The sequence below is a fragment of the Methylobacterium terricola genome, assembly GCF_006151805.1.
GTDB classification, from domain to species: domain Bacteria; phylum Pseudomonadota; class Alphaproteobacteria; order Rhizobiales; family Beijerinckiaceae; genus Methylobacterium; species Methylobacterium terricola.
The window spans coordinates 1-7,297 of the sequence record NZ_VDDA01000072.1 but is presented as its reverse complement, the minus strand read 5'-3'; the positions used below and the strand labels follow the sequence as shown (position 1 = coordinate 7,297).

Genomic DNA, 7,297 nt, shown 5'->3' with positions numbered 1-7,297 from the left:
CGCGACGGCCGTGATCCCGAACAATCCCTCGCGATCCAGGAAGTATGAGCTCGATACGGCCCTTTATACGGAGCGCCACCTGATCGAATGCTGTTTTTCCAAGCTCAAACAGTTCCGACGCGTCGCGACACGCTACGAGAAGACAGCCCGCAACTACGCCGCCGTGGTCACCATCGCTGCCATCGTCCTATGGCTCCGATAACTGTCCACACCGCCTAGCTGGCCTCACCGGGCTGATCGGCTTTTGCTTTCACGCCTACAACGTCGGCAAGCGCGAGGGCGGGTACTCCTTCCAGAACCTGTTCTACGCAGCCCCGATCGGTGCCCCGATGGCGCTGACCCTGGCCGGTCTCCTCGGGATCGCCGCCGAGCACGTGCGCGACGCCGATCCCGACGAGCCCCGGCTCGGCGGCTGGCCGGCCGGGCGGGGACTGGCGCTCGCCACCGCCAGCATGCTCGCTGGCACGGCCCTGGAGGCCGGGCTGCTGCATTTCCGCGGCGCCTTCCAGAACCCGGCGATGGTCGTCCCCGTCACCCTGCCGCCGTTCGCCGCCGCGCTCCTCATACGCGCCGCCGGGCAGCCCGAGGGCGCGAGTCAGCTGGGCGCGAGATGGGGAATGTGGGCCGTCTCAGCCATGGGCGTGGGCGGCGTCGCCTTCCACGCCTACGGCGTCGCCCGGATGATGGGCGGCTGGGACAACTGGCGCCAGAACCTGATCGACGGGCCGCCGCTGCCGGCTCCCCCCTCCTTCTCCGGCGTGGCGCTCGGCGGTCTCGCCGCCCTCGAACTCATTGAGCACCGCCGTTTCCGCCTTTGACCCTGAGGGCCGCATGCTGCCGAGACAAGACCTGTACCCCGGCTACGACGTGCTGGCGAAGCGCGACGGCCCGTCCTGGAACGCTAAGACCCGCGCCGTCCTCGACGAGCGGCTCGCGATCGGGCCGGAGATGCGCCGCTTCTTCGACGAAGCCGAGTGGATGACCCTGAAGGCTCTCGCCGCGCGCATCGTGCCGCAGCCGGCCGACCGGGAGGTGCCGGTCCCTGTCGCGGCGCTCGTCGACTACAAGCTCGCGATCGGCGAGCATGACGGCTACCGCGACGCGACGATGCCCGACGAGCGCGAGGCGTGGCGGCAGGGCCTGCGAGCGCTCGACGCCGAAGCGCGGGCGCAGTTCGGTGCTCGTTTTCACGAACTCAGTACCTGGGCACAGGACGAACTCCTGAAACTTGCCGAGCGAGGCGAACTCACGGACGCGGCCTGGGCGAGCATGCCATCGAAGCTGTTCTTTAAGCACCGCGTCCTCGGCGACGTGGTGAAGGCCTACTATGCTCACCCGACCGCCTGGAACGAGATCGGCTGGGGCGGCCCGGCGAGCCCGCGCGGCTACGTGCGGATGGATTTCGACCGCCGCGACCCTTGGGAGGCGGCCGAGGCCAAGCCCGGCCGCGAGGACGAGGCGTACGCGGAAAACCTCCGGGTCGGTGATTGAGGACGAGTTCACGGACATGCGCATCCCCGGCCTCGGCAACGCCGCCGACAACCCGAAGCACGGCACGCCGGGCGACGATCCTGAGCACCACCCCCGTGCCCGCGACGGCCGTGCCCCCAATGTGATGCGGATCGGCGAGTGGGTGCCGATGCGCCAGCACCGCGACGAGGACGAAGTCGATTTCGCCGTCGTCGGCACTGGTGCGGGCGGCGGCACGCTGGCCTGCCGGCTCGCCGAAGCCGGCTTCTCGGTCGTTGCCTTCGATGCCGGCCCGTATTTCCGGCCGCTGGAGGACTTCGCCTCCGACGAGAGCCACCAATCCAAGCTCTACTGGACCGACGAGCGCATCGTCGACGGCGAGAACCCGCTGCAGATGGGCTCGAACAATTCCGGCAAGGCGGTTGGTGGCTCCACCGTGCACTACGCCATGGTGGCCCTGCGCTTCCGGCCGGAATGGTTCAAGGCGCGCACGCTGATGGGCTACGGTGCAGACTGGCCGATCGACTGGCGCGAGATGTGGCACTACTACGATCAGGTCGAGGACGACCTGAAGATTTCAGGCCCAGTCAACTATCCGTGGGGACCGCATCGCCGCCGCTATCACCGCCGCGCGCACGAGATCAACGCCGCCGCCAAGGTGTTGGCCCGCGGCGCCGAGGCGATGGGCATCGACTGGACGCCGACGCCGCTCGCCACGATCTCGGCTCCCCGCGGAGACGCACCGCCTTGCGTGTATCGCGGTTTCTGCACGCTCGGCTGCTCGACCAACGCCAAGCAGAGCGTACTGGTCACCTACCTGCCCCGCGCCCTCAAGGCTGGTGCCGAGATCCGCGACCTCGCCATGGTGGGGCGGATCGAGACCAGCAACGGGCGCGCCACCGGTGTGCACTATCACCGGGAAGGCCGCTGGCGGTTCCAGCGCGCGAAGAATGTCGTAGTGGCGGGCTACGCCATCGAAACGCCGCGGCTGCTACTAATGTCGGCCAACCGGGAGTTTCCGGACGGGCTCGCAAATTCCTCGGGGCTCGTCGGCCGGAACCTGATGGTGCAGGGCAACCAGGCGGTCTGGGGCGTCTTCAACGAGGAAATCCGCAGCTACAAGGGCCCGCCCTCGCTCGCGATCAGTGAGCACTGGAACTACGACGACAAGGGCAGTGGTCCCTTCGCAAAGGACTTCTTCGGCGGCTACTCCTACATGAGCCAGGGCCCGCTGCCGCAGCTCTGGGCCAATACCCAGGCGTCGGCGCACGGGCTGTGGGGCGAGGCGCTGGTCGCCGAAATGCAGCGTTACAACCACGTCGCCGGTCTGAAAGTCGTCTCCGAGTACATGCCGCAGGAGCGTAACCGGGTGACGCTGTCAGACGTCAAGGACCGATATGGTCTGCCGGTCGCCCGCATCACTTATTCGTGGTGCGACAACGACAAGGCGCTGAACCGGCACGCGCTGAAATTCTTGCGCCAGGCGCTTGAGGCCGCCGGTGGCCGTGAGATCTGGGACCAGGGTGACGACACCTGCCACCTCAACGGGACCGCCCGGATGGGCAATGATAAGCGGACCTCCGTGGTAGATGCCGATTGCCGCTCCTGGGACATTCCGAACCTCTGGATCTGCGACGGCTCGGTCTTCCCGACCGTGGGCGGGGTAAACCCGTCGCTCACCATCCAGGCGATCGCCCTACGCACGGCGGACCGGATATTCGCGGCCAGAGGCGCATGACGGCGGTGCTCAGCCCAACCGCTCACGCCTATGCGCCAAGGTGATGGCGCCGGATACAATCAGCCGCGACGGGACATCGGCAATTAGCTACAAGGATCTTGTGGAAAGGACCAGGGATTCAACCAGGCGATCCCAGGGCCGAACTCTCTTATACCGTCGCGCTTAAGCATTGACGTGTGTGATGTATGTGAAGTTTGCCAGGGAGCGGACGCGCTCTGGTTCAGCGGTGAGTGGGATTGGGATTGCCCCGGATCGGATACTGCTGGCGAATGCAGTGGCTCAGGCCGCTTGGCTGATGATGCGAGCGAAGGGTGATCGCCGCGTTGACGCGACGGCCTCACCCGCCAGCCAATCGGCGATCCGGCCGATGTTGAGGGCAGTGGCGGTGAGCACATGCTGGAGATGGACCTTGGCGAGCCCGAGGTAGCGGGCTCGTCGCAGATGCATGGTGCGTACGCCCAGCGACAGTGTCCCTTCGATGCCCGCCCGCCAGCGGTACTGCTCGGCGAAGGCCTCATCGGCTTCTCGCGCTCGCGCGGTCTCCAGCGCGGCGTGTTCCTCGCGCCGACGAGGTGTGAGCAAACGGCGCGGGGAGCGCGTACAGTTCTGCTTCAGTGCGCAAGGTTTGCAGTCCGCACTGGAGAAGCGGATGCGGATCACCGTGCGTCCCAGGTTGTGGTCGGGGCTCCAACTCGTCGTGGTGTGACCAGCAGGACAGGTGGCGATCTTGCGATCCCAGTCGATCTGGAAGTCCTGAAGCCTGAAGGCTCCCGACTGACGCGACTGCCACTGCGTATCCTGTGGGCTCGGCCCGAGCAGCATCACGGCGTGATCGCGTGCACTGGCGAGCAAGAGGTCCGCATCGACGTAGCCGGCATCGACCAGGTGCGTATCCGGAAGAAGATCCTGGGCTGCCAGATCGGCATGGATCGCCCCGAGTGCGTCGCGGTCAGCGACGGGGGCCAGCGTCGTCGCCACGTGAGTGATCAGGCGGGGGCGATCGGCGGCGCAAGTCTCGGTGAGGTGGACCTTGTAGCCGATCCATGTCGTCGAGCGCTTCTTGGCGTAGTGCGTCTCTGGATCGTAGGGCGAGGCGATCATCAGCAGAGAGGGTGGAGTTCCCTCCGAGGAGGTTCGCCAGACAACTTGCGTGGTCTGCGGGTTCTTATGATCCGGGTCGTCTTTCGTGCCGGTCTCGTCATCGACCGAGACGATCTGGAAGTTCTGCACCCAGACCCGGCCGAGCAGGATCACGGCTGGGATCTCGCGCAGCCAGGCCGGTGCGTCGGGCGAGAACACGGCCGCCAGGAGCGTGTGTCCGTCGCGGCCGACCTGTTCGGCATGAGCGCGACGGGCCGCTTCGCCCTGCGGGACGTACAGATCGTCGGTGGGCTTGGCGTAACGCTCGCTCCAAGTCTCCTCGGCGTGGGCACGCAGCCACTCGGGAGCCGCGACGGCAAGGGCATTGAGCGACGCACGCAGGGTCTCGGTGACGCAACCGAGGCGGTTGAGGCTGCGCACGGCCCCCAGAACGTGCGTACTGTCGGTGCGCTGGCGGCCTCGCGCGACCAGGAGCCGGCGCTCCCGGCACAGGGCCAGGAGCGTGTCGAGCAGGAGCGTCTCGGCGTGGCCGGCCACGAGGCGGGAGCGGAACTCGCTGAGCACCGAGGCGTCGAAGCCCGGGTCGGTGAGATCAAGGCCCAGCAGGTACTTCCAGTCGATGCGGCTACGCACCGCCTCGGCCGCGCGGCGGTCCGAGAGGTTCTCGGCGAACTGCAGCACGGTGACGAGAGCCAGCCGCCAGGGCGCTTCGGCCGGACGGCCGCGGGCGGAGAACAACGCCGTGAACTGCGCGTCGGTGAACACGGTGCCGAGTTCATCCCTCAGCCGCAGGTAGGCACTGCCCCGCGGGAAGGCGGCTCTCGCCACGGCGGCGGTCTGGCTGGGAACCTCGGCGGGTGAGCTTGGCTGCAGCGACATGACGAGCCTCCGAAAGCGTCGGATTGCGCTGCCACATCAACGAGCTAACCAGACCGATGGATTCGCCAGCAGTATCCGATCCGGGGCAATCCCAATCCCACAAGGTACCGTGGGGCAGGGATGACGAGGCAGCGCTGACTGCTGATCTGATCGCGCTGGCGCGTCGCTATGGGCGCTACGGCTACCGGAAGATCGGGGCACTGCTGAAGGCTGCCGGCTGGCTGGTCAACGACAAGCGGGTCGAGCGGATCTGGCGGCGCGAAGGGCTGAAGGTTCCGGCCAAGCAGCCCAAACGCGGACGGCTCTGGGACTGAGTATGACCGGACGGGGCATCGTCATCGACATCACGGAGAGCAAGCTGGACGGGCGAGTCGAGGACCGGGCATTCTTCTTCACGGAGGAGGATACCAAGACCCCCCTCTATCGCGCAGCGGCCTGTGCCATCCAGGCGCGGCAAGCCATCGATGAGGTTGCCGGGTCGGAGGGGCTCGGTCGACGCACTGCTCCTGGCGCTCGGACGCGCCCTTGCCGGCCGCATCAGCACTCTGGGGCCATGAGCAATCCCGATAGCTGAGGCGGCGATGGACCTCGGCTTATGCTGCTGGGTACGGCCCCTGAAACAGGTCACCCATAGCCTTGCGCCGGAACAGGGTGCGCCAGTGGCGGTGGACTGCACGGTGGTGCATCGATGGTCTCACGCAGCCGGCAGCGACCTTGAGCCCTGGCCCTCGCCATCCTACGCGACGTTAGCTTCCATCAATGACGCCGGCTCCGACTCGTGCCAGACAGCGCAAGGTTGTTGAGATGCGAAACGCCGGCAGCCGTAGCGGGCCGGGGGGGAGTCTCACCGATCCTCACCCCGGCTCGCCCTATTTACTCGAGTACGATGTCTCGATGCCCGCGACTCGCGGGCGATGACGTCCTTGGACTCGGGATCGGCGGGAGGGTGAGTCACTGCGTGACCACGCGCTTCACGATCTGCTGTAGGGCTTCCTTGAAGGCTGCCTGCGCGCCTTCGATTTCCTCATACCGAGCACCCTTCATCAGCTCGGCGGTGAACCATTCGCCTGGCGTTTCGCTAGACCCCTCGCTTCGCCAACGGCGCACGCGCCCAATGGGTTTGTCATTGCGGTAGACCTGTCGCACGCGCGAGCGTCCGTCGAGTGCTGGGCTCCAGACCCAATCGAAGCTGATCGCCATCCCGCGGGCCTTTCCGGCTTGAGGGCGGTTCGTGTCAACGCCGATTGAAGTCTGACCCACCTTTGGGCTCTCCCGCGTTTGTGGTGCAGCCGGGCGCCGAGTCACGCGGCCGCATCGAGGCGGATCAATCGACTGGGCCGCCTCGACCATGCGAGTGGAGACCAGCACTGTTGGTCCGTTATGGATGAGCCTCTAACGAACCGGTCCTGACCGCCGCTTCCGACCCATCACGGACCCTCGCACGATCGAGCCGCTTGGGTTTGGTCCTTAGCCACCTTTAAGCTCTGCCGATACGAGAGCAATTTAGACTGGCTCAAAAATAATGCCCGCAATTGATTGGCTGCCTTGCAGATGTTTCGCTTTAAAACGCGCGGATGGCTCGCAGTGTGACCTATCAGATTTTCGACATGCCGGACGGCCGATTTTCCGTCACCGTGACCATTGAACCGAACAAGACAATGGTCCGCGCCGGCTTCGCGACCCAGGCCGAGGCCGGCGCCTGGGTCGAGGGTTTGCGGGATATCATGGCGGCCCTCGGCGCACCGGTGAGCCTCGCTTTCCCTGAGTACCCCGGGTCATTGCCCTTAAACGAGGTGCTGGCATTCATCCGTAAGGCACCCACCGACGCCGACTGACGGCAACCCCGTGGGGGTGATCTGTCTCAGCCAAACCAGAGACGCAGCTGGAAGAGGTGAGGGATCAGTACCCTTTCCTGTCGGGTACGGTTCGTGCTGGCCGCCCCTGATGCACAACATGGGTCATTGTCAGCCAAGCGGAGGTGCGTATCTAGTGCATTGACGCATTCAGAGGATTCACAGGGGGCATGAGGCATGCGAGTCTGAGGCATGGCTCAGACTGTCTGTGTGATCCCCAGCGCCGCCGACCTGACGCGCCTGTCCGCTATCGTCG

The 7,297-nt window shown here is 66.1% G+C and carries 7 protein-coding genes and 1 pseudogene; 6 read left to right on the top strand and 2 right to left on the bottom strand.

The window, feature by feature from the left end; all coding sequences use genetic code 11:
- The 4 genes from FF100_RS36335 to FF100_RS36320 form a co-directional block, all read left to right on the top strand.
- On the top strand, positions 1–202 hold a 202-nt coding region (locus FF100_RS36335; protein ID WP_139038114.1), incomplete at its 5' end, for a transposase.
- 127 nt (positions 203–329) lie between these two features.
- Positions 330–818: a hypothetical protein gene (locus FF100_RS36330; RefSeq protein ID WP_205825162.1), complete on the top strand. Its 489-nt coding sequence runs from the start codon at positions 330–332 to the stop codon at positions 816–818.
- Positions 819–831: 13 nt separating this feature from the next.
- Positions 832–1,491: a gluconate 2-dehydrogenase subunit 3 family protein gene (locus tag FF100_RS36325; RefSeq protein WP_139040863.1), complete on the top strand. Its 660-nt coding sequence runs from the start codon at positions 832–834 to the stop codon at positions 1,489–1,491.
- Between the two features lie 16 nt (positions 1,492–1,507).
- Positions 1,508–3,208: a GMC family oxidoreductase gene (locus tag FF100_RS36320; RefSeq protein WP_139040862.1), complete on the top strand. Its 1,701-nt coding sequence runs from the start codon at positions 1,508–1,510 to the stop codon at positions 3,206–3,208.
- 279 nt (positions 3,209–3,487) lie between these two features.
- Here the strand turns inward: FF100_RS36320 and FF100_RS36315 are convergent, their stop codons facing one another.
- Positions 3,488–5,188 carry an IS1182 family transposase gene (locus FF100_RS36315; protein WP_139040861.1) on the bottom strand — a complete coding sequence of 567 codons (1,701 nt, stop codon included), beginning with the start codon at positions 5,186–5,188 and terminating at the stop codon, positions 3,488–3,490.
- A 101-nt stretch (positions 5,189–5,289) separates the two neighbouring features.
- On the opposite strand from FF100_RS36315, the pseudogene FF100_RS36310 reads away from it, so the two are divergent.
- A pseudogene (locus FF100_RS36310) lies at positions 5,290–5,496 on the top strand (IS3 family transposase); the annotation flags it as partial.
- Positions 5,497–6,139: 643 nt separating this feature from the next.
- Here FF100_RS36310 and FF100_RS36305 read toward each other — a convergent pair.
- Entirely contained in the window at positions 6,140–6,388 is a 249-nt protein-coding gene (locus FF100_RS36305; protein WP_139040860.1) for a hypothetical protein, read from the bottom strand.
- A 386-nt stretch (positions 6,389–6,774) separates the two neighbouring features.
- Here FF100_RS36305 and FF100_RS36300 point away from each other — a divergent pair, with 386 nt between their 5' ends.
- Positions 6,775–7,023 carry a hypothetical protein gene (locus FF100_RS36300; RefSeq protein ID WP_246102786.1) on the top strand — a complete coding sequence of 83 codons (249 nt, stop codon included), beginning with the start codon at positions 6,775–6,777 and terminating at the stop codon, positions 7,021–7,023.
- The last annotated feature ends 274 nt before the right edge of the window (positions 7,024–7,297 follow it).